This is a genomic window from Rhodococcus sp. SJ-3, assembly GCF_051918125.1.
Classification (GTDB): Bacteria; Actinomycetota; Actinomycetes; order Mycobacteriales; family Mycobacteriaceae; genus Rhodococcus.
In genome coordinates this window covers 1,146,865-1,167,794 of record NZ_CM123306.1, presented here as the reverse complement: position 1 = coordinate 1,167,794, position 20,930 = coordinate 1,146,865, and the positions used below count along the sequence as shown (strand labels likewise).

Below are 20,930 nucleotides of genomic sequence, written 5' to 3'. Positions count from 1 at the left end.
ACTAGCGTGGGAATTGCCACCGATTGCACTGATTGGTTGGCATTGGTTCTACAGGAGGACTTCCGTGCGTTTTTCCCGAATCCAGACTCCCGAGGGCGCGCGCATCTGCGTGGTCGATGACAATGGCGCCGCACGCCCGGTCGCATTCACCGACACCGGTGCCCCGGTGGAAACGTTGCAGCAGATCATCTCCGGCGGCAGAGCGGCACTTTCTCGCCTCAAGGCGGACGACACCGCCGCGACAGGCTCGCTGCTCGCCCCGATCACCCCGCACCGCAACATTTTCTGCGTCGGACGCAACTACTCCGAACACGCCGCAGAGTTCGCGCGCAGCGGTTTCGACGCGACCGACAACAACACCGACCCCGTCCCGGAGCATCCCGTGGTGTTCACCAAGCCGGCAGCGTCGGTGATCGCCTCCGGTGAGCTGGTGGACCCGCACGTCGACATCACTTCCACCCTCGACTACGAGGGTGAGATCGGCGTGATCATCGGCAAGCGCGCCTCGAAGGTCTCCAAGGACGAGGCGATGAACTACGTGTGGGGTTACACGCTGATCAACGATGTCACCGCCCGTGACCTGCAGCATTCTCACAAGCAGTGGTTCATCGGCAAGTCGCTCGACACGTTCTGTCCGATGGGGCCGTGGGCCGTGTCTGCCGACGAGATCGACATCGACGACCTGCAGCTGCAGACCCGCATCAACGGTGAGTTGCGTCAGGACGCCAACACTGCCCAGCTGATCTTCGATGTGCCCACCATCATCGAGACCCTCTCGGCAGGAATTACCCTGGAACCCGGAGATGTGATCGCAACCGGCACACCCGTCGGAGTCGGAATCGGATTCGACCCGCCGAAGTATCTGGCCCCCGGCGACGAGATGATCGTCTCTGCCCCCGGGCTCGGTGAACTACGCAATGTGATCGCGGGTGTCGACGCACCCGAGGCTCTCACCCGAATCGGCTCTGGCCGGCTGTTCGTGGAGAAGACAGGAAGCGGCCCGGCCGTGGTGCTGATCCACGGACTCGGCGGCGCCAGTACGGTATACGAACCGCAGGTCGAGGCTCTGGCCGAGCAACACACCGTGCTGCGCTACGACCTGTCCGGCCACGGACGTTCCCCGGCGCTCGGGCCGAACAGCATCGAGAACTGGGTCGACGAACTCGTCGCGCTGCTCGACACCGAAGGACTCGACCGAGTCGACCTCGTAGCTCACTCGATGGGCACCCTGGTCGCCACCACATTCGCGGCCACCCATCCCGACCGGGTCGGGCATCTGGCGCTGCTGGGCGCGGTGCGGGCCCAAAACGAGCAGGCACAGTCCGCCACACGAGCCCGCGCCCGCACCGTCCGAGAAGGCGGCATGCAGGCAGTGGCCGACACCATCGTCGCCGCTGCACTCTCGACCGAAACCAAGGTCGCCCGCCCGGTTGCCGTCGCCGCAGTGCGAGAGCTGCTGCTCGGGCAGGATCCGGCCGGCTACGCGAACGCCTGCGAAGCCCTCGCCGCCGCCACCGAACCGAAGTTCACCGACATCGTCGCACCGACCCTGCTGATCACCGGAGACGAGGACAAGGTCAGTCCCACTGCCGTCAACGAGCAGTTGGCCGAGTCGATCACCGACTCCCGCCTCGAGATTCTCGACCGCGTCGGCCATTGGCACACCGTCGAGGACCCCGCCCGCGTCACGGCGATGCTCGTCGACTTCCTGAGCCGCTGACCAGCACACTCCTGCAGCCAACCGACCGGCGCACGCCGGGGCGGGAGCCGACCCTGCCCCCTGTGGGACAGCCTCGCCCCGGGCGCCACCTTCTCGCTCACCCCATTGCGCTTCCCGAAAGGAGGTGGACCGATGTCCACCACTGTGTTCACCAACGTCCGTATCTTCGATGCCACCGATGCCGATCCCTACATCGGCGAGGCCCGCGTCGCCGACGGCCGCATCACCGAGGTCACCGCCCGCACCGGCGCCGTCGACCGCACCGGCGCGCGGATCATCGATGGCGGAGGGAAGTTCCTGATGCCCGCCCTGTGCGATGCCCACACCCACTTCTCCTGGACGAACTCCGCCGATCTGCCCGGCCTCGGAACGATGGGCGTCGAGGAACACACCCTGCTCTCGGCCCGCTCCGCGTTGACCTACATCGACCACGGCTACACCATGTGCGTCGGTGCCGCTGCCGCCAAGCCACGACTGGATGTGGTCATCCGAGACGCCATCAACAGCGGCCAGATTCCCGGCCCACGCTACCTGGCGAACTGCCAGGAGATCGCCGTGACCGGCGGCGCATTGGTCAATGGCATCACCGCCTTTGCCGACGGGCCGGAGGAAATGCGTAAAGCGGTGCGCCGCAACGTCGAACTCGGCGCAGACCTCGTCAAGCTGTCGATGTCCGGCGAAGACATCACCGGAAACCAGCATGCCAAGGACAATTACTTCTCCGACGAGGAAACCGCCGCGGCCGTCACCGAAGCACACCGCCGGGGACTTCGGGTGTGCAGCCACGCCCGCTCCGGCGAAAGTGTGAAAATGTCGCTGCGCAACGGCGTCGACATCATCTACCACGCCTCCTTCACTGACGAGGAAGGCCTGGACATGATGGAGGCACAGAAGGACCGCATTTTCGTTGCACCCGGAATCAACTGGCTCGTGGCAACCCTCGAGGATGCCGGAGCGTTCGGCTACCCGCCCGAAGCGGCCGAAGCCGCGGGCTACCGCTACGAACTCGAGTGCGCCATCGAAGGACTCAAGAAAATGAAGGCTCGCGGCATTCGTGTGCTCCCCGGCGGCGACTACGGATTCGCGTGGACGCCTCACGGAACCTACGCCCGCGATCTCGCCCACTTCGTGAACCTCCTCGATTTCAGCCCCAAGGACGCCCTGTTGTCGGCAACCAAGCTCGGTGGCGAAATCATGGGGATGCCTGACGAACTCGGCCAGATCAAGCCCGGATACTGCGCTGATCTGGTCCTGATCGACGGCGACCCGCTGGCAGACATCACTGTCCTGCAGGACAAGGACCGCATCGTCGGCATCATGAAGGAAGGCGCGTTCCACAAGGATCCCGTCAGCGGAAGTGAGCGGGGACTCGCCGAGGTCGACGAGATCCATCGCAGTACTCCCGTGCTTGCCTGACACTGCTCACATGTTTCCGGCGCACCGCCCGGTGTGCCGGAAACAGTGATGATCTCGTCGTGAGATCACTTGCGCCAGGCCCCCGGCGACTCGCCGTGCACCTGCCGGAATCGACGATTGAAGTACGCCGGATCTCGAAACCCGACTCGGCGAGCGATCATCTCCACCGGCAGGTCCGTGCCGGACAACAACAGTCGGGCTTCGGCCATCCGTCGTTCGGTGATCCACTCGCCGATCGTCCGGCCGGTCCGCTCGCGGACCACCGTGGTCAGATGTCCCGGTGACATCCCCACCACTTCGGCCACGTCCCGAGCCGACAGTTCCTGGGCGAAATGTTTCTCGATCACTCCGAATGTGTCGGCCAGGAGCGGCTCCTGACGATGCCGCAACTCGTCTTCCACATCGCCGCCCAGCCTGGCCACCTCGAGCAGTATCAACAGCAGGTACGCCCGCACCGCCAGATCGCTTTGGGGGCGAATGCCACGAAACTCAGCGTCGAGCTCCTGTAGGAGGCGCTCCCAACGGGGTCGGTCGGCCTCCTCTACATGGAAGAGACCGGCGTCGGTCTGGGACTCCGCTGCCAGAAACGGGCTGAGCAGTGGATTCGATCGCCACAATTGCAACGACTGGCCGAGTCCGGTCATGCCCTCCAACACCGTCGGAGAAAACTCCACTGCCCATCCGGTGGCGTCCTGCACCATCGACAAATCGTGCACCACGCCGGGAGGAAGCAGCACCACATCGCCCGGCGCGACCGGCACCATCCGGTTCATCACCATGTGTGGTCCCGAACCGGTGCGGAAGTAAAGCAATTCAAGATCATTGTGCCCGTGTGGGCCTGTCTGGACTCGCGGGTTGTCGGCCTCGACCGACTGCACATCGATCGCCGCCGACCGCGAACTACGGCCTCTGGCCTCGAACATCAACACTCGGGAGTCCATCATCCCTCACTCTCGGTGGCTGCACGACCCGCCCGAATCGTCTCCACGGTATCGCGTTCCTCCAGCACCCGACCTCGAGCCACTTCAGTTTCCTGGGCGCCGTCGCCCGGAGCGCTTTACTCACACCGTTGACGTCGACCATGCTGTGCGGTCGGAGGGCATCGTTGCGACTGTCGATGTTCCGCTGTTGCGTTCGATTCCGCCAGTGCGCTCGAGGGCGCCAGGCGAACCGACGCATGCCAGACGACGCAACCGGCCGGTGCATTCGGAGCGCGTCGTGGGCATGCTGTTCCGAGTGCTGCGTGATTTCACTGTTCGGCCACCACCACAGCAGTCAGCGCAACCTCCACCGACGCCCCGCCCGGCAGCGTGTACACGCCGATAGCGCTGCGCGCGGGCAGGTTGTCGACACCGAGTTCGTCCGCGATCACGTCGGAGGCCCCGTCGGCCACCGTGGACAGCGAGGTGAACCCGGGCGCGGCCGCGACATACACCACCATCTCCGCGGGCCGAAGACGTGAACCGGCAGGCAACACCGACCGCACCGCCACCAGTGCGTTGCGCGCGGCCAGTGCCGCTGCCGTAAATGCTTCCTCGACGCTGACCTCTGCGCCCACTCGGCCGGTGACGGTGAGTGCACCATCGAGGCGTGGCGTCATGCCAGCGGTGCGGATCGTGTCGCCTGCGAGTACCGCAGCGACATAACGGCCCTGCGGTACAGGAACTCGACGACTACTCGACACCGAGCACCACCCCTTCCTGCCGTGGATCGCTCCCACCACTCATGACCCCGCGCTCGTCGACCGACACGATCTGTGCGCTGCCCTCGGCACCGAAAGCATCGAGCGCCTGCACCTGATGGCCCATGTCCGAGAGTGCTCGCAGGACATCATCACCCACGCGTCCCTCGACGCGAAGCTCGGGAGCATCGCCGAGGGTGTTCGCGTCGGATCCGGGGTATGCCGTGAATCGTGGGGCCTCCACAGCCTCTTGGGGGTCGAGTCCGTGGTCGAGGAGGTGCGAGAGCAGTTGCATGTTCCACTGGACCTGTCCATCGCCACCCGGGGTATTGCCGACGTGCCGGAGCTTGCCGTCGTTACCGGTGACGATCCACGCGTTGAGTGTGTGTAACGGTTTGCGTCGCGGCGCTACCTCGTTTGGGTGGCCGTCGATCAGGTATGCCCCGCGACCGAGACGGTTGTTGAGGACGACGCCGGTTCCCGGCACCGTGAACTTCGCCCCGAATGTGAAGGCGAGGGAGTGGATGAACGAGACGGCTCTCCCCTCGGAGTCGACCGTGACGAGCGACGTCGTGTCGCCGCCCGATACCGCGAAGGCACCCACAGGTGCGCGAGATGCGAGGCGAGACCGGCCCGCAGCGATGTTCGTGGCGGACAGTGCGCGATCGACGCCCTCGTTGTCCGAACTGCACCAGCGCAATCGGTCCTCGAACGTGAGCGCTGCGGCGCGCGACATCCGGTCGATCGCCGAAGCACTCAGCCACGGCCCCGCGTTCAGCTCTCCATCGCACAGCGCGGCCTGTTGCAGCACCATCCATCCAGGGGTCGGCAGCGGAGTCTGGTGTATGGTCTCCTTCGCGTACACACCGGTCAGTGCAGGTTCGACGAGAACCGTCCCGCACTCCTCCCATTCGTCACCGCTGAACGGCGCACCGAATTCCTGCAGCCCCGCTACACATCGCTCGGCAAGCACTCCCGTGTAGAACGACGAAGGATCCGATGCGATGGTGCGGATCGTGTGCGCCAGATCGACTTGCGGGAGCCGGTCGCCCATATGGGGAGCGTCACCGGACGCCGTGTACACCGATGCGAGCCCGGCGTCGGCCCGGATGGCGTGGAGTGCTGTTTGTATGTCAGCGCGGGTCTTCGCGGAGCACGGCAGTCCGTGTTCTGCGATGCGCGCGGCAGGCTCCCACAGGTCGGGCAACGGCATGCTCGCCCCGCACGAGTGCAGGGCAGCGAGGGCGGCGGGGGCGCCGGGTACGGCGACGGCGAGTGCGCCGTCCAGTGGAATCGCGTCGAGTCCCCGATCCCGATAGAAGCCGGCAGTGCCTCCATCCGGTCCGTATCCACTGCCGTTGACGGTCCATACGGATCCATCCGGATCTCGCACCACCGCGAAGGCGTCGCCTCCGATGCCGCATTGTCCGGGCAGGGTCAGCCACGTCATTGCCGCCATCGCGAGTGCTGCATCGACCGCGTTGCCGCCGTCGGCGAGTACTCGCGCTCCCGCTTGGCTCGCGAGTGGGTGACTCGACGCAACCATGCCTCCGGTCGCCAGCGTGGCGGGGCGCCGTGCGCTCATGCCGACCTCATTCTGCGTCGGCGCGGGCCTTCCGGAGGTTCGCTGGGATCAATGCCGACGAAAATCTCGCCGTCGCGTTCTTCGCACGGGTAGGTCTTGATCGGCTCGGTCGCGGGCGGGCAGATCGGTTCGCCGGTCTCGAGGTCGAAAGCGCTCCCATGGCAAGAACATCCGATTCCGTCCTGCACGAGCTTGCCGGATGACAACAAGCAGTCGAGGTGAGAACAGTAGTTGGATGTCGCGTATGCCTTGCCGTCGAGTCGCGAGATCGCGAATTCGTACTCTTCAGCGTAGAAACGGCGTACGATCCCTTCGGTTACCTGCCCGGAACGGGCCACTCGCTTGAATTCCATGGTCTTCCTCCAGGTAGGTGTGCCGTATCGGCCGAACAGTCAGGCTTCGGATGACAGGTAGACGGTTTTCTCGGATTGGTAGAACTGCATGAGGGTCGGCCCTGCTTGTTCCTTGAACGTCTGGGTGCTCGACTGCTTGTAGCCGCCGAACGGCGCATTCATGGCCATTCCGGTGGTGGGTTGATTGACCTTCACCAGCCCGGTCCTCGATCCCGCGATGAATCGATGTGCATCCGGCAGGTTCTTCGTCACTATCGATGCGCTGAGGCCGAACGCGGTGTCGTTCGCCAGAGTGAGGGCATCATCGAACGAGGACGCGCGCTGGAAGGCGAGGATGGGGCCGAAAATCTCGTCGGTCAGCAGCCTCATGCCGGGAGCGGTGTCGGCGAAGATGGTGGGACGCACGAACAATCCGTCACTGTGCGGTCCACCGCAGACTAGTCGTGCCCCTGCGCCGACACCGATGTCGACGTATTCGAGGAATTTGTCGAGCTGAGCTGCGGAGGCGAGCGGTCCCATGGACACGCCCTGGTCCGAGCCGCGCCCCACCGTCAGAGCTTCGGTCAGTGCGATCACCTTTCCCAGCAGCGCATCGTGAATCTCGTCGACCGCGATCACGCGGCTGGTACCGGTGCATGCCTGTCCCGACAATCCGAACGCGCCCTTGACGATAAGTGCCGCAGCGGCGTCGAGATCGGCATCGGCGAGCACGACGACGGGGTTCTTTCCACCCATCTCCAGTTGAACGCGGCGTTCGGGACCGATTCCCCGGTGGATTGCCTTGCCGACCTCGGTGGAACCGGTGAATGTCACCGCCGCCACACGTTCGTCGCCAACCACCGCGGCACCGGCGCTGCCGTCACCCTGGACAAGGGCGATCGCGCCGGCCGGTAGTCCGCCGGCGAGTAGGGCTTCGACGAGGCGTTGGCCCATGAGCGGCGTGATCTCGGACGGTTTGAACAGCACCGTGTTTCCAGCGGCGAGAGCAGGCCCGAGTTTGCGGGACGGAATGTTGAGCGGGAAGTTCCACGGCGTGATCGCGCCCACAATCCCGATGGGTTCGCGCACGGTGTACACCGTGGTCGAGCCACCACCGGGGTAGACCGTGCCGGTTGCCCGGTGGGCCTCGCCGGCGTAGAACCGCAGGTTCATCGGCGTGCGGCTTACTTCCATTGCTGCCTCGGCACGGGTCTTTCCTTCTTCCCGGATCAACTCCTCGACGAGTGCTTCTGCATTCGCGGTGAGCTGATCGGCGGCAGCGTCGAGGATGGCGGCTCGTCGCTCCGGTGGGGTCGCGGCCCACTCGGGCGCAGCCTTGTCGAGCGCATCGACGGCGTTCTGCACATCGATGTGTTCCGACGCGGGGAAGGTGCCGATCAGATCGGAATTGTCTGCGGGGTTGCGTCGTTCGAACACTTTTCCGGAATCGGATGGTACCCACTTGCCGTCGATGAAGTTCGATCCGATGATCGTCATGCCTGCTCCAATTCTTCGTGCATTTCCCACAGGTCGGTGTCCTCGTCGGCGAGCAGGGCAGCGTCGACGCGCTCTCCGACCAGTTCGCGGGCGGCCATGATGTCTTCGCCTCGGTCCATCGCGAATGCAGCAGTGAGAACCTCGTCCGAGAGATAGAAGAGGGTGAACTCGCCGGTATCGATGTCGCCGCGGACAACCAAGCGTGTTGCACCGGAGGCGTTTCCTACGAACTGAATGTTTGTGTCGTATTGATCGGACCAGAACCAGTGAGGATCGTCGGAGAGCGAGTTGCGTCCGACGATCGTATCGGCGACCACACCCGCCTGCCGGTTGGCGTTGTCGAAATGTTCGACGCGGATGTGTCGGCCCGCGCGGGGTGAGTGTCGACTGGCAACGTCGCCCGCGGCATAGATGTTCGGCACCGATGTGCGACCGACGGCGTCGACTACGATCCCACCGTCGACGGCCAAGCCACTCGCAGCGGCGACTTCGACGTTGGCGACGATTCCGATACCGACCACCACCGCGTCGGCTTCGATGGTATCGCCGGTGGTCGTCGTAATTCGGACGCCTCGGTCGGAGGTGTCGAGAGCGGCGACGCCCGTGCCGGTGCGTAGGTCGACGCCGTTGCGGCGGTGAAGATCCGCGCAGTGGTTCCCGGCCCGCACTCCGAGGATGCTGCCGAGTAGGTTCTCTGCCTGCTCGATGACCGTGACATTCACACCGAGAGAACTGGCGGTCGCAGCGATCTCGAGTCCGATGAATCCGCCACCGACGACGGCGAGCGTTCGGCCCGGTGTGAGGCGCGGGGCGAGGGCCACTGCGTCGTCGAGGGTGCGGAGGTAGTGGACGAGATCGGGGCGGGGTCCCGTCGCCGCAATGCGACGCGGTCGGCCTCCGGTGGCGAGGAGTACGGCATCGGCGGTGAGTGTTCCGCCGTCGAATTCGATCGTGCTGGAGGCGGTGTCGACCCGTCGGACGGTAATGCCCGTGCGGATGTCGATGTCGTTGGCGTCCAGCCACTTCGGAGTCAGAAGCGACAGTGGCTCCGCCCCTTCGCGTCCCGCGAGGAATTCTTTCGACAGTGGGGGGCGCTGGTAGGGGGCGTGAGGTTCGTCGCCGAGCAGGATTATCCTGCCGTCGAAGCCGCGGCGGCGCAGGGTGCGGGCGGCGACGGCTGCAACCTGGCCGGCGCCGATGGTGACCACGGTGCGGACGGTCATGATGTGCACTCCCTTCCGGACACGGAACGCGGTGTGGGATCGATGTGGACGGTGTCGCCGTCGACGTGCACGGCGTACGTCGGCTGGCAGAGGTCCTGGTCTTCTTCGTACCCGGTGTCGAGGTCGAACCGCCATTGGTGACCGGGGCAGATGACGCGGCCGTGCAGCAACGTGCCCTTGGCGAGGGAGCGGTCCTGGTGGACGCAGAGGTCGGCGAAGGCGTAGATGCGGTCGTTCGCGTGGAAAAGCGCGATCGCCACGCCCTCTACGTCCACGCGGAGCTTGCGGCGCCGAGTCACCTCTTTGACGGTGGCGACAGCAACCCAAGTCTGTGGGGCGGACATTGTTACTCCTTCGCTCGTGTGCTGCGGGGCGGGAGCCTATTCGGGGCTCCCGCCCACGCTCGTCGGGGTCAGGCCGACGCCAGCTCCAAGTCGGGCGCGACGTAGCTGTCGTACAGGCCCTTCGTGTACGAGAAGCGCATCTCCGCACCCCACCGCACCAGCTGCAGGCAACGCTGCTGCAGCGCAGGGGTATCGGCGCAGTCGAGCACGATCTGGTAGCCGCGCTCCCCGTGGACGACATCGGAGGTGATGTGCAGATCGAAGAACTCGATCTCGTCCTCGGTGAATCCGTACACTTCTCGCAGCGGGATGATCTGCTTCTTGTAGATACTCGGTACCTGGGATTCGAGGCCGACCACGAGTGCAGCGGTGGCGACCACGAAGTGCTCGCGCTGCGAGACCGCGTAGCACCAGGCCTGAAGGCCGCGGGTGACAGCGTTCATGTTGTTCGGGTCTTCGATGCGTTCCTTGGTGGTACCGCATGCCTCGGCGAACTTGATGAGGAGGTCGGTGTGCCGGATGTCGGCGAGTTCCTCCTCGTACATGTTCTGGAGGGTGAAGTCCTTGGCGTCGGTGTAGTGGTCGGGGGTGTTGGAGTAGATGTTGGCGAGGTAGTCGGCGAACGGGCCGACGTAGTGATAGTGGTTCTCGGCCCAGCGGGCGAAGTGGTGCTTCTCGAGCTTGCCTTCGGCCCACGCCTTGCTGAACGATGCGTTCTTGGCCTCGCGGCCCTTGATGGCGCTTTCGAGTGCGGCGCGGAACTCGTCGCGTCCGAGCAGTTCGGTCATGAGATATGCCTTTCACGTTGATCGTGCGGGCGATGTCGGGCTTGCGGTATGTCCGCGACAGTGCGGTCCGAAAGTGGCTTGTATGCAGCTCGTTTCGGTGTCATCGACCTTAAGTGCGGGTGGGGTGTGCTGCCACGGTCACAATGAACGGAGGGAGCGGCTCGTCAGGGTCGATGTGCACGGGTTCAGTGGGTGGGTGCAGAGACGAGCGCTTCGAACTCGGCGAGCATCGCGGCGCCGACGGCCTTGTCCTGTTCACCGTTTCCGCCACTGATTCCCACTGCGCCGACGATCTGGCCGTCGTGGACGAGCGGGAAGCCACCGACGAAGACGGCGAATTTGCCGGGCAGCATGTGGCTGATGCCGAAGGCTTCGTTGCCGGGCAGTGCGGGGCCGTTGGGCGGTTCGTTGAACAGGTGGGTGGCCCGCTCGTGGCCGGCAGCTGTGAAAGCCTTGGCGATCGCGATGTCGACTCCGGTCAGCCGCGCCCCGGGAAGTCGTTGCAGTGCGATGACATTCGCGCTTTCGTCGCACACGCACAGGGTCTGCTTGACGCCGAGTTCCTCGGCCTTGGCGCGGCCGGCGGCGAGCAGTGGAAGTGCGTCGTCGAGGTCGATCCGATGAATTCGATGCATTGGTCTCCGCTTTCGAAGTCGGGGAATGGTTCGGCTTGTTCGGCCGGTGTCTCCGTGGTGTCGGGCCTGGCTTATTTCTAACAGCGCGACGACACAATCGGGATGGACAATGTAACCCCACTTATCGGAATATCGTGGGCAGTGTGCACATGTTCGGGGGCTTTCTAGCTCTGGTATCTGATGTAGGGAAGTGCATGACGTTCCGTTCCCGCGCAGCGTCGCCGTCCACGAGGGAAGCAGGTTGCTGTGGAACCGAGTCCGCGCCTGACCGTCCGCGGTCTGCTCGACGAATCGCTCATGGCCGGTGCGCACGTCGCACCGGGCGGAGTGCATCTCGATCGTGCTCTCACCTGGGTGTTGCCGATCGGCGAGGTCATGGGCCGGTACGACGACCTCTCCGGCGTCGCGGTGTATGCGCGGCCGGAGTCGCTCGCGGCCAATACGCATGCGGTGTCAGCGATGGCGGCGCGCGGCGCGGCAGCGCTCATCGTCGACGGTGCGCTCCCCACCCTGGACGCTCCGTTGCCATCGGGCCTCCCCGTCATCGAACTGGACATTCCCGTCGGATTCGCTGCGCTCAACAGGTTGCTCGCTGAACGGTCGCTGACACAGGAAGTGCACGTCATGCGCTACTCCGCGCTCGTGCACTCCACGCTCGCCGGGCTGCTCCACCGGGGTGCAGGCTTGGCCCTGTTGATCAAGGAAGTGTCGTCACTCGCGCAGCATCCTGCGCTGGTCCTCGACGCCCGTGGTCAGGCAGTCGCCCATCACGGTATCGATCGGGAGATGGTCGACGAGATCGCACAGAAACTCCGGGGTCCTCTTGCCGGCACGTCGGGAGCAAGCAGACAACAGCACCACGACACACGCGTAGTGGAGGAGACTGCGGGCGGCGTGCGCTGGACCTGCACCGCCGGCGCCATCCGGCTCGGTAGGCGATTCGAGGGATGGGTGGTGATCCTCGCTCCCGACCCGGCTCCGGGACCACACGACCTCGCTCAACACGCGGTGGTCACCGAGCAGGCTTCCGCCATCATCGGCTCCGAGATGTTGCGCCAAAGCAGCGTCGACGAGGCCGAGGAACGTGCGCGCGGTGATTTCGTTCAAGCGCTCGTGCACGGCAGCTTCTCCAGTCGGCACGACATGGAGGCTCGCGCCGAACATCACGACATCGATCTCACCTCGACGTTCGCGGTGTTCGTCGCCCCCGGTTACAGCGGGAACCCCGCGGCGCCGGGTGGTGAGGAAGCAAGCGGGCTGCTGCGGTTGGCCCGGTACGCGGCCAGTGTCCTGCCGCACCCTTCGGTGCGGTCGTATGTGACCGTGATCGGCGACGCTCTCGTTGTGGTGCGTTCACTCCGGTATCGCGATGCTCCCGACATCGAGGCAGAGATCGATGAGTTTGCAGATGCTGTGGCACAAGACCTTTCGCGCCGTAGGGGTAGTCCGGTCCCGGTCGCGCATGGGGTCCCTGCGCTGGGTGCCGACCAGATCCGGGAAAGCTACCGGCAGGCCCGGGTGGCGCTCGGGATCGGGCAGCGGATGGGTATGTCGGGTTCGGTGTCGTACCACGATCTGCGTGGGTACGGTGTCCTCGAACTCGTCGCCGAATCGGACCGTAGTCGACGATTCGTCGACGACGTGCTCGGCTCCCTCCGGCCCGGTAGCGATCTATACGACACGCTCGTCGCGTATCTAGGTGCCGGCGGGAACGTCAATGCTGCCGCACGCGAACTCAGCGTGCACCGCAACACCATGCTCTCGAAACTCGACCGGATCTCGCGTGCAATGTCGATGGACGTGCGGGTACCGGAGAACCAGTTCACAGCCTGGCTCGCGGTCAGGCTCGAGCTGCTCGACCGCCTGCACACCTCTGTCGATCGTGAGATCAACTACCGTTGAGAGTGCGCATCGGTATCTCCGGTGGGGCGAAGCTCGGCGGCATCTTCGGGATCGCGTCCGAGGTACGAGACGGCGAGTCCGAGGCAGGCGACGACAGCGCACACGACGAATACGACCCCGATCGACCACGCCGAGAGCGCGATCGTCACCCATGCCGCGCCGACGGCGGAGCCGCCGAAGCGGATGAGGTTGAAGACCCCGAGTCCGGTGCCGTGTGCGCCGGCGGGGGAGCGGGTCGATCCGGCCGCAGCCGGTGTCTGAACGGCGGCGATTCCCGCTCCGCTGACAGCGAGTACGACGGCAACGAGCCATAGGTACGGCTCGTCGTTCGACAAGACGGCCCCGAGCGCGCCCTGCATCACCACCAGTACGGCCAAGCCGAACCGCAGGACGCGTCGTGCGCCGATCCGATCTGTCGTACGCCCCACCAGCGGTGCGAGTACGGCCATCACCGCCGGGAGCGCGAAGAGGACCATGCCCGACGTCGCAGTGGACTCTCCCGTCGCCGTCAATCGGATCGGTACCGCCAATAAAGCCGTTCCGAGACAGAACATCTGCGTGAACGCAGCAACCGAGCTCCGGGCGAAGCGAGTTTCGACCAGCAGACGCACATCGACGAAGGGGACAGATACGCGCAGGCAATGCGCGACGAACCACCCGAGTAGCAACACGGACGCGGCGAGCACCACCGGAGGCGCAGCGGGCGCCACCCCGCCTTGGCCGAACATGCTCAGACCCAGAATGATCCCTGTAGCTCCGGCTGTGAGTGTCGCCGCGCCGACCACGTCGAGACGCATGGGTCGCCCAGGGAACGCGGGGATCCACCGCAGTGTTCCAGCGAAGCCGACCAAGGCGATCGGAATGAGGGGGACGAACACCCACCGCCAGCCCCAGCCGCCCGCGACGAACCCGCCGAGCGACGGGCCGATCGCCTGACCGATCCCGTTGACGGTTGCCCAGGCCCCCACGGCACGCGCGCGACGCTGCGGATCGAACAGCCACGCGATCAGACCCATCACCGCCGGAGCGAAGGCTGCTGCCGCGACACCGCCGAGCGCTCGCCACGCGATGAGGACTTCGAGGCTCGGTGCCGTTGCCGCTCCAGCGGAGCACACTGCGGTTCCGAGCAGGGCGGCGCAGTACACACGCCGGCGTCCGAAGCGGTCACCGATGTATCCCGCGAGTGGCATTGCCGCTGCGAAGGTGAGGAGAAAAGCGACGGCAAGCAGAGCGCCGTCCTCCAACGATGCATCGAAATCCGAAAGTATCTGGACAAGAGGAACGTTGATGATGTTGTTACTCAAAGTTCCGACGAGAGTGCCGGCGAGGAGCGCGGACAGTGCGAGGGGGGTACCGGTGTCGGATGCGTCCGGCGACGCCGCAGGCACCGTGGTGGATGTTGTCATCGAGCTCCTGAACCAGTCGAACTGCACGGCCCTGTGCGAGCCGTCGCTCCACTTTCCCACCGTCGACCGAGCGTGTGCATCAGCGTCGTGGGGGCAATGAGCACATGCTTGGGCTGCTGGTATGGACACTGTGCACAGCAGGCTGTCGAATGACCAGGACGCCTCACGCGCGACACATGTTCGTAGCAATCTTCCACATTCGTGCGACCCGATGACACGAAATCGCAAAAGTGGAACACATTGCACATGTAGCGTTCCGGGCACTGTGCATGGTTCTCGTTGACCAAGCATCACGGAACGCGGAAAGTTCCTCGAATACAGCCCTCGATCCGCTCCGCTCTCCTGTTGGAGGACATGCCTTGGACGTACAACTCACCGCCGCCCACTGGGTCTATCTGGGCGGCATTCTGGTCATTCTGGTCATCATGGCGATGCGAAAGAACATCGTCGTGCCCGCAATCGTCGCAACGTTCCTGACCGCATTGGTGTTCTCCGGCAGCATCGTCACCGGCCTGTCTTCCATCTTCAACGCGAGCCTGGTGGCAGCGAAGGAACTCTTCAACATCTTCCTCATCATCGCGATGGTCACTGCGATGCTCGGCGCGCTGCGTCAGCTCGGCGCAGACCGGATGATGGTCGCGCCGTTCCGGCGTGTGATGCGTGCCGGGACGAGCAGCTTCCTGGTTCTCGCCGCCGTCACGTATGTGATCTCGTTGTTCTTCTGGCCGACTCCCGCCGTCCCCCTGGTCGGCGCGGTGCTGATTCCCGTCGCCATTCGGGCAGGCATGTCTCCGCTCTCGGTGGGCATGGTCATCGCGATCTGCGGCCAGGGGATGGCGTTGTCGTCGGACTACATCATCAAGGTCGCACCGGGCATCTCCGCATCCGCCGCGGGTGTCGACACTGATTCGGTGGCCGACAAGGCGCTCGTGCTTTCGCTCATCGTCGGGGGTACCGCTCTCCTGATCACCTACTTCATGCAGAAGAAGACCTGGCGCACGCCGTCGCCTGACCTGCTCGTCGAGTGGGAAGCCGAAGCAGATCGGGGAATCGGCGATTCACGCTCGCGTGGTGATGCGTCCGATGATCTTTCCGGTGGCGCCGGAACGTCGAAGCCGGTGCCGACGAACCCGACCGGCAGGCCGACGGGTGGAGGTTCGCAGACGGTCACGACGACTGCCGTGCTCGTCCCCGCCACGAACCCGTTCCCCGCCGAAGTCGCCGACGCGGAGAAAGAACGCCGCGGCACCGCAAAAGCGTTCGCGATGCTCGTGCCATTGGCCTACCTGGCGTTCATTGTCTACCTGATGTTGGGTAAGTTCACCGAGGTCGTACCACCCCTGCAGGGCGGCGACGCCGCTGCGATCGTCGGCGGTATCGCGGCACTGGTCCTGTTCGCCGCCGCAGCATCTACCGATCGTGGCGGCTTCCTCGAGACGACTTCGGACCACCTCGTCGACGGCTTGGTGTTCGCGTTCAAGGCCATGGGCGTTGTGCTGCCTATCGCCGGGTTCTTCTTCATCGGCAACCCCGACTTCGCGGGCGCGATCCTCGGTACTCCCAAGGGTGAGACTGCCCCTGCGATCTTGTTCGATCTCGTCACCGCGATCCAGGCACACCTACCGCAGAACGCGTTCGTCACGTCGTTCGGGATCCTGCTCATCGGCTTGGTCGCGGGGCTTGACGGTTCAGGATTCAGTGGACTTCCGCTCACGGGTGCGTTGTCGGGTGCGCTCGGTCCTGCGGTCGACGTCGATCCGTCGACGCTCGCGGCCATCGGGCAGATGGGCAACATCTGGGCAGGTGGCGGAGTGATCATCGCGTGGTCGTCGCTCGTTGCGGTCGCCGGTTTCGCTCGCGTGCCCGTCCTCGATCTCGCCCGGAAGTGTTTCATCCCCGTCATCTCCGGGCTCGTCCTGTCGACGGTGTTCGCGGTGTTGATGTTCTAGCGTCCGCACGACCAGCAGCGGTAACACGTGCTCAGTGCCCGAGCCGGTCGACATTCGCCATGATCACAGCCCGAAGTTCCCGCTCCGGTTCGTTCAGCACACTCCTCCGGGAGGCGAGAACGAACTCCAGCTCGCCTGCATTCGGCAGATGACGGCCGGCCGTGCGAACCTGCTCGAGCCCGCTCGGCGGTAGCCGGCCGGCGTGGAGAACGATCCCGAGGCCGGCGAGGGCGGCTGCTCGCAGACCGTTCAGGCTGTCTGCGACGCAGGTGATGCGAGTGCTCAGACCGGCTTGGTGCAATGTGTCGAGTGCGATCTCCCGTGTGAGGGACGGCGGGGGATAGGTGACCAGCGGAACGGGACCGTTCGGTTCCCACGCGAACCCTGGGGCGGCGAGAAATTCCAGCTGATCGCGGAAAACCAGCTCGCCGTGGCGATCGCCCGGTCGGCGTTTGCCGAACATCAGATCGAGCTCGCCGTCGTCCAATTTCCGATGGAGTTCCTCGCTCAGGGCGACGGTGAGCTCGAAATCGATCCGCGGGTGACTACGCCGGAATTCGGCGAGGATCAGAGGCAACTCGTGCAGGACGAGGTCCTCCGAGGCCCCGAACCGGAGCCTGCCACTGACTTCCGATTCCGCGAAGTATCGTCGTGCGGTCTCGTGCCGGTCCAGGATCTCCTGGGCGAATCCGACCATCACGCTGCCGTCTGCGGTCAGCTCCACCGAGTGCGTGTCGCGTATGAAGAGCCGGCGACCGATCGCCTGCTCGAGCTTGGCGATGTGCTGGCTGACCGTCGATTGCCGCAGACCGAGTCGCCGGGCGGCGAAGCTGAAACTGCGATCGCGCTCGACCGCGAGGAAGCTGCGCAAATGGATGGGATCGAACACCCCCGTATTCAATCACGTTTCGTGATAGCAGTAACCACGGCGATCGTCTTCTTGAATGAGCATGGCTCGCTTAATGTCGAACCATGCTCACCAAGATCCCCCTGCTGAATCGACTGGACCCCTTTCTGATCGGCATTCTCGTGACTGTCGGCATTGCCGCGCTCCTGCCCGCAGACGGCGCCGTCCTGACCGGGTTCGGATGGGCGTCGAAGATCGCGATCGGACTGTTGTTCTTTCTCTACGGCGCGAAACTGTCGACAAGCGAGGCGTTGGACGGTCTCAAGCATTGGCGTCTGCACGCGACCATCCTCGTCACCACGTTCATCGTCTTCCCGTTGCTGGGTATCGCCGCGAAGGTGCTCGTGCCCTGGTTCCTCAACGACCCGCTCTACCTCGGACTTCTGTATCTCTGTGTCCTGCCGTCAACGGTGCAGTCGTCGATCGCTCTGGTGTCCGTGGCTCGCGGAAACATCCCCGGCGCAATCGTGAGCTCTTCGGCGTCGAGTCTGCTCGGAATCTTTCTCACGCCGCTCCTCGTCGCGGTATTGATGACCTCGCAGGGTGTGCATATGAGCGCGGCGGCCGTGATCGACATCGTGGTCATGCTGCTTGTTCCGTTCATTGCCGGGCAGCTGCTGCGCCGCTGGATCGGCGGGTGGGTCAAGGAGCACGGCGGGCCTCTCAAGATGGTGGACCGAGGTTCGATCATGCTCGTGGTGTACGTCGCTTTCAGTCGCGGCATGAACGAGGGGATCTGGTCGAGCATTTCGATACCGCGATTGCTCGCGCTCGTCGCAGTGTGTGTCGTGCTCCTCGCCATCGTTCTGGCTCTCACCTGGTACACGGCGCCACGCCTCGGATTCGACTTCGAGGATCGGGTGACGATTCTGTTCTGCGGTTCGACCAAGTCGCTGGCGACCGGCCTGCCGATGGCAACGGTCTTGTTCGCCGGCCAGTCGATCGGGCTGATCGTTCTTCCGCTCATGCTGTTCCATCAACTCCAGCTTCTCGTATGCGCTTCGATTGCTGCGCGGTTGGCGAAGCGCCAGAACAGAATTCCGGTCGAGGTGTAGTGACGCACATTTGGGCAGTGCGGATGGTTGCCTCGGTGTGTCCGAGGCTCGAGTCCGCAGTGAAGTTGACGAGAAGTCATAGACGCGTTGGGCGGAAAGCTGGAAGCGCGCGGGAAGGAGTGCCCCGTAACGATCGCCCCCTGTTTGGGCGCAGTCGGGATCGACGGCACCGCGCTGTGCTGAGGACCGCGCCGACTGTCGGGCGCTACTCAGTAGAAATGGTGGAAGAGCGTTTCGCGGGCACCACAGCAGGCCCGGGACTCTCGTCGAGTGGAAGCGGGTGCAGCGGGGGCAGTAGCGCTGGAATCGTCGGCTTGATCGGTTCGTATGCCGGCGCCGTGCCCGCGACAGGTGGCTCGCGACCCTCGATCGCCGAATACATCAGTGCCGCGGCGACGGCGGCCGCTACAAGGAACGACCAGAATGCGATGTTGCGTCGGCGTCGCCGCTGACTGGGAGCTCGAGAACGGAGGACCATGCCCACATGATCGAGCCTGATTTGGGCGTTGTTACCGATTCCTTGTCCTTCTATTAGATGAATCTTTTAGTAACAGGTTTATACGGGTGACGAGCTGGGCAGAGATGGGTGCCGCGCTCGCGAGAGCCGGAGGGGCCGCGAAACATGCGCGATGACTCTATGTTTCGGTCCACGTGAAGCGTGACGAGGGCGGGCGATAAATTCGGTTCGGGACCGATGGCCCCATCCTCGGAGTGACCAATGCGAGCAAATCCGCGCTGGTTACGTTCCGTCGGTAACGATGGAGGACATTTGTGAGATGTGGTGGGTGGCGATATCCGAATGGCGGGAATCGTCGCAGAACAACCGTGAGCCTTGGAGACCGCACTGCTTCACCACTGCGCACATGCGAGGGGCATGTGGGTACTGGTTTGTTGCGCTCCAAGGCTGCGGGCATGTCTGGGGAGGACTGAGCTGGTCTCCGAGGAGGCCGGCGCGAGAATGGTGAGAAAGTGGTCGTGATCCAAGAACGGGGAGCCGATGGTTGCGGAGCATCGGCGGTGCGCATGTTGCCGAATCGCCGGCACGCCGCGGCGAACCGTTGGCAGTGGCAGTCGGCGTACGCGCGGGGCTTGTTCTGGACCGACAGTGTCGTCGTCGTGCTGGCGGTATTGCTGGCACATGCGGTGCGGTTCGGCCACGAGAACGTGCTGAGGGTGGAGCCGATCAGCACGCTGAACTACTCCGTGATTTCGGTCGGGTTCGCTGTTGCATGGTTGGCCGCTCTGAAAGCGTTTCGTACTCGTTCTCGGCGGGTGATCGGTGCGGGATACGACGAGTATCAGCGCGTCGTGTCGGCGACGCTGTGGTTCTTCGGTTTCATCGCGATCGTCGCGCTGGTGTTCGGTCTCGAGCTGGCGCGGGGGTATCTCGCGATCGCATTGCCTGCCGGTCTTGCGGCGCTGCTCGTCAGTCGCTGGATGTGGCGAAAAGTAGTGGCGCGTAAGCGTAGCCGCGGGGAGTATGCCACATCTGTACTGGTGGTCGGTGGTGCACGGGCGGTGCGGCACTTGGGCCGGACATTCGAGGGCAAGCTCACGGACGGCTACCGCGTGGTCGGAGTGTGTGTGCCCGCGTACTCGGGATCGTTCGGCGAGACGATCGATGTCGATGGCCGGGAGGTGCCGATTTTCGGCGATGAGCATTCGGTGGCCGAAGCGTTGGAGTTGTCGAATGCCGACACCGTGGCAGTGACGGCGACGGAGACACTCGGCCCCGAGGGAATCAAGGATCTGGTGTGGCAGCTCGAGCCGCTCGACGCTGATCTCGTGGTGGCGACGGGCGTGGTCGACGTGGCCGGACCGAGGTTGGAAATGCGGCCGGTCGCGGGCCTTCCGCTGATCCATGTCGAGAAGCCCAGCTATCACGGTGCAAAGCGTTCCGGGAAGCGGATCTTCGATCTGACGTTCTCGCTGGCGGCGCTGTTGCTCTTAGCGCCGGTGTTCGCGGTGGTGGCGCTGTTGATCAAGTTGGACAGCAAGGGGCCGGTGTTCTATCGGGCTGAGCGGATCGGTCTCGACGGCGAGCCGTTCGGGATGATCAAGTTCCGGTCGATGGTGACCGAAGCCGACAGGATGGTCGAGGCGTTGCTGGCCGAGAACGAAGGCGCCGGACCATTGTTCAAGATGCGACAGGATCCGCGGGTCACGCGCGTGGGCCGGGTGCTTCGAGGGTTCAGCATCGATGAACTGCCGCAGTTCATCAACGTGTTGCGCGGTGAGATGAGCGTGGTGGGTCCACGTCCGCCGTTGCGGCGCGAAGTGGAGAACTACTACGGGCGGGTCAAGCGTCGTCTGCTGGTTCGTCCCGGTGTGACGGGCTTGTGGCAGGTGTCGGGTCGGTCGGATCTGTCGTGGGACGAGTCGGTGCGGCTGGATCTGTCGTACGTGGAGAACTGGTCGATGGCGACCGATGTGCTGATCATCGGGAAGACCGTGAAGGCCGTGCTCGCGCGCGAGGGCGCTTACTGACGA

18 protein-coding genes are annotated in these 20,930 nt (G+C 64.5%); 6 read left to right on the top strand and 12 right to left on the bottom strand.

What is annotated here, in order from left to right; all coding sequences use genetic code 11:
• Positions 1–64: 64 nt before the first annotated feature.
• Together ACTDXD_RS05095 and ACTDXD_RS05090 are read left to right on the top strand one after the other, a co-directional pair.
• Positions 65–1,720 carry a bifunctional fumarylacetoacetate hydrolase/alpha/beta hydrolase family protein gene (locus ACTDXD_RS05095; protein ID WP_440126088.1) on the top strand — a complete coding sequence of 552 codons (1,656 nt, stop codon included), beginning with the start codon at positions 65–67 and terminating at the stop codon, positions 1,718–1,720.
• A 132-nt stretch (positions 1,721–1,852) separates the two neighbouring features.
• On the top strand, positions 1,853–3,136 hold the full coding sequence (locus tag ACTDXD_RS05090; protein ID WP_440126087.1) for an amidohydrolase family protein: 1,284 nt from the start codon (positions 1,853–1,855) through the stop codon (positions 3,134–3,136).
• Positions 3,137–3,201: 65 nt separating this feature from the next.
• On the opposite strand, the gene ACTDXD_RS05085 is transcribed toward ACTDXD_RS05090, so the two are convergent.
• The 9 genes from ACTDXD_RS05085 to ACTDXD_RS05045 form a co-directional block, all read right to left on the bottom strand.
• Positions 3,202–4,059, bottom strand: a complete 858-nt coding sequence (locus ACTDXD_RS05085) for an AraC family transcriptional regulator (protein ID WP_440127541.1) — start codon at positions 4,057–4,059, stop codon at positions 3,202–3,204.
• A gap of 326 nt (positions 4,060–4,385) precedes the next feature.
• Positions 4,386–4,820 (bottom strand): RidA family protein, encoded by a 435-nt coding sequence (locus tag ACTDXD_RS05080; RefSeq protein ID WP_440126086.1) that lies wholly within the window; start codon positions 4,818–4,820, stop codon positions 4,386–4,388.
• Complete coding sequence (locus tag ACTDXD_RS05075) at positions 4,810–6,402, bottom strand: gamma-glutamyltransferase family protein (protein ID WP_440126085.1); 1,593 nt, start codon at positions 6,400–6,402, stop codon at positions 4,810–4,812. The genes ACTDXD_RS05080 and ACTDXD_RS05075 overlap by 11 nt, the downstream gene beginning before the upstream one ends.
• Positions 6,399–6,755, bottom strand: a complete 357-nt coding sequence (locus ACTDXD_RS05070) for a Rieske (2Fe-2S) protein (protein WP_440126084.1) — start codon at positions 6,753–6,755, stop codon at positions 6,399–6,401. Before ACTDXD_RS05070 ends, ACTDXD_RS05075 begins: the two co-directional genes overlap by 4 nt.
• A 39-nt stretch (positions 6,756–6,794) precedes the next feature.
• On the bottom strand, positions 6,795–8,231 hold the full coding sequence (locus ACTDXD_RS05065) for an aldehyde dehydrogenase family protein (RefSeq protein ID WP_440126083.1): 1,437 nt from the start codon (positions 8,229–8,231) through the stop codon (positions 6,795–6,797).
• Positions 8,228–9,454: an NAD(P)/FAD-dependent oxidoreductase gene (locus tag ACTDXD_RS05060; RefSeq protein ID WP_440126082.1), complete on the bottom strand. Its 1,227-nt coding sequence runs from the start codon at positions 9,452–9,454 to the stop codon at positions 8,228–8,230. Before ACTDXD_RS05060 ends, ACTDXD_RS05065 begins: the two co-directional genes overlap by 4 nt.
• Complete coding sequence (locus tag ACTDXD_RS05055; RefSeq protein ID WP_440126081.1) at positions 9,451–9,798, bottom strand: Rieske (2Fe-2S) protein; 348 nt, start codon at positions 9,796–9,798, stop codon at positions 9,451–9,453. The genes ACTDXD_RS05060 and ACTDXD_RS05055 overlap by 4 nt, the downstream gene beginning before the upstream one ends.
• A gap of 68 nt (positions 9,799–9,866) precedes the next feature.
• Complete coding sequence (locus ACTDXD_RS05050; protein WP_440126080.1) at positions 9,867–10,586, bottom strand: TenA family transcriptional regulator; 720 nt, start codon at positions 10,584–10,586, stop codon at positions 9,867–9,869.
• Between the two features lie 185 nt (positions 10,587–10,771).
• Positions 10,772–11,221 carry a GlcG/HbpS family heme-binding protein gene (locus ACTDXD_RS05045; RefSeq protein WP_440126079.1) on the bottom strand — a complete coding sequence of 150 codons (450 nt, stop codon included), beginning with the start codon at positions 11,219–11,221 and terminating at the stop codon, positions 10,772–10,774.
• 246 nt (positions 11,222–11,467) lie between these two features.
• Here ACTDXD_RS05045 and ACTDXD_RS05040 point away from each other — a divergent pair, with 246 nt between their 5' ends.
• The gene (locus ACTDXD_RS05040; RefSeq protein WP_440126078.1) at positions 11,468–13,123 is read left to right on the top strand and encodes a PucR family transcriptional regulator; all 1,656 of its coding nucleotides are present in this window, start codon (positions 11,468–11,470) and stop codon (positions 13,121–13,123) included.
• On the opposite strand, the gene ACTDXD_RS05035 is transcribed toward ACTDXD_RS05040, so the two are convergent.
• Positions 13,114–14,529: an MFS transporter gene (locus ACTDXD_RS05035; protein ID WP_440126077.1), complete on the bottom strand. Its 1,416-nt coding sequence runs from the start codon at positions 14,527–14,529 to the stop codon at positions 13,114–13,116. The genes ACTDXD_RS05040 and ACTDXD_RS05035 overlap by 10 nt on opposite strands.
• A gap of 359 nt (positions 14,530–14,888) precedes the next feature.
• Between ACTDXD_RS05035 and ACTDXD_RS05030 the strand changes: the two genes are divergently transcribed.
• Positions 14,889–16,478 (top strand): hypothetical protein, encoded by a 1,590-nt coding sequence (locus tag ACTDXD_RS05030; RefSeq protein WP_440126076.1) that lies wholly within the window; start codon positions 14,889–14,891, stop codon positions 16,476–16,478.
• A gap of 31 nt (positions 16,479–16,509) precedes the next feature.
• On the opposite strand, the gene ACTDXD_RS05025 is transcribed toward ACTDXD_RS05030, so the two are convergent.
• Positions 16,510–17,367, bottom strand: a complete 858-nt coding sequence (locus ACTDXD_RS05025) for a LysR family transcriptional regulator (protein ID WP_440126075.1) — start codon at positions 17,365–17,367, stop codon at positions 16,510–16,512.
• Between the two features lie 83 nt (positions 17,368–17,450).
• On the opposite strand from ACTDXD_RS05025, the gene ACTDXD_RS05020 reads away from it, so the two are divergent.
• The gene (locus ACTDXD_RS05020) at positions 17,451–18,440 is read left to right on the top strand and encodes a bile acid:sodium symporter family protein (RefSeq protein ID WP_440126074.1); all 990 of its coding nucleotides are present in this window, start codon (positions 17,451–17,453) and stop codon (positions 18,438–18,440) included.
• A gap of 205 nt (positions 18,441–18,645) precedes the next feature.
• Here ACTDXD_RS05020 and ACTDXD_RS05015 read toward each other — a convergent pair whose 3' ends face one another.
• Positions 18,646–18,918 carry a hypothetical protein gene (locus tag ACTDXD_RS05015; protein WP_440126073.1) on the bottom strand — a complete coding sequence of 91 codons (273 nt, stop codon included), beginning with the start codon at positions 18,916–18,918 and terminating at the stop codon, positions 18,646–18,648.
• A 545-nt stretch (positions 18,919–19,463) separates the two neighbouring features.
• Between ACTDXD_RS05015 and ACTDXD_RS05010 the strand changes: the two genes are divergently transcribed.
• Entirely contained in the window at positions 19,464–20,927 is a 1,464-nt protein-coding gene (locus ACTDXD_RS05010; RefSeq protein WP_440126072.1) for a sugar transferase, read from the top strand.
• Positions 20,928–20,930: the final 3 nt, after the last annotated feature.

What these genes read in the sequence shown, in the direction of transcription:
- ACTDXD_RS05055 (WP_440126081.1), bottom strand. Translation starts at nt 9,798, where the DNA reads ATGTCCGCCCCACAGACTTGGGTTGCTGTCGCCACCGTCAAAGAGGTG.
- ACTDXD_RS05065 (WP_440126083.1), bottom strand. Translation starts at nt 8,231, where the DNA reads ATGACGATCATCGGATCGAACTTCATCGACGGCAAGTGGGTACCATCC.
- ACTDXD_RS05045 (WP_440126079.1), bottom strand. Translation starts at nt 11,221, where the DNA reads ATGCATCGAATTCATCGGATCGACCTCGACGACGCACTTCCACTGCTC.
- ACTDXD_RS05010 (WP_440126072.1), top strand. Translation starts at nt 19,464, where the DNA reads ATGTTGCCGAATCGCCGGCACGCCGCGGCGAACCGTTGGCAGTGGCAG.
- ACTDXD_RS05015 (WP_440126073.1), bottom strand. Translation starts at nt 18,918, where the DNA reads ATGGTCCTCCGTTCTCGAGCTCCCAGTCAGCGGCGACGCCGACGCAAC.
- ACTDXD_RS05075 (WP_440126085.1), bottom strand. Translation starts at nt 6,402, where the DNA reads ATGAGCGCACGGCGCCCCGCCACGCTGGCGACCGGAGGCATGGTTGCG.
- ACTDXD_RS05035 (WP_440126077.1), bottom strand. Translation starts at nt 14,529, where the DNA reads ATGACAACATCCACCACGGTGCCTGCGGCGTCGCCGGACGCATCCGAC.
- ACTDXD_RS05090 (WP_440126087.1), top strand. Translation starts at nt 1,853, where the DNA reads ATGTCCACCACTGTGTTCACCAACGTCCGTATCTTCGATGCCACCGAT.
- ACTDXD_RS05020 (WP_440126074.1), top strand. Translation starts at nt 17,451, where the DNA reads ATGCTCACCAAGATCCCCCTGCTGAATCGACTGGACCCCTTTCTGATC.
- ACTDXD_RS05060 (WP_440126082.1), bottom strand. Translation starts at nt 9,454, where the DNA reads ATGACCGTCCGCACCGTGGTCACCATCGGCGCCGGCCAGGTTGCAGCC.
- ACTDXD_RS05070 (WP_440126084.1), bottom strand. Translation starts at nt 6,755, where the DNA reads ATGGAATTCAAGCGAGTGGCCCGTTCCGGGCAGGTAACCGAAGGGATC.
- ACTDXD_RS05085 (WP_440127541.1), bottom strand. Translation starts at nt 4,059, where the DNA reads ATGTTCGAGGCCAGAGGCCGTAGTTCGCGGTCGGCGGCGATCGATGTG.
- ACTDXD_RS05050 (WP_440126080.1), bottom strand. Translation starts at nt 10,586, where the DNA reads ATGACCGAACTGCTCGGACGCGACGAGTTCCGCGCCGCACTCGAAAGC.